1 protein-coding gene is annotated in these 411 nt (G+C 45.5%); it reads right to left on the reverse strand.

Features of this window, described 5'->3' with window-relative positions; all coding sequences use genetic code 11:
- Window positions 1–411 (reverse strand): hypothetical protein (locus tag V7S76_RS13270; protein ID WP_459510625.1); only part of this gene is annotated, 411 nt, incomplete at both ends.

Here is a 411-nt window from a genome sequence, read left to right on the forward strand (position 1 = left end):
TATCAGCCTTTAGGGATAAAGCTGGAACAGTGGGAGCATCCGCCGTTCCAGCTAAATCACCTGACAATCGTATTTTACCTAAAGTTGTATTAGTGGCATCTGGCGTAGCAGCCGCAACGCTTCGATCAACATAAAAAGTGGTGGCTAGTTTGGTGGAATTATCTCCGGCGGATTGAGTTACAGCTGTGGTTCCTGTTGGCAAAGTAGGAGTTCCTGTAAAAGTTGGAGAAGCCAAAGGAGCCTTTAAAGCTAAAGCTGAATTGACCGAACTTGTATCGGCTTTTGCGGCTAGCGAACTACTAACATCTGAGGAATTTGCTTTCAATGCAAGTGCGGTATTGACCGAACTTGTGTCGGCTTTTGCGGCTAGCGAACTACTAACATCTGTGGAATTGGCTTTTAAAGCCAAAG

Source organism: Aquirufa sp. ROCK2-A2 (assembly GCF_054558485.1).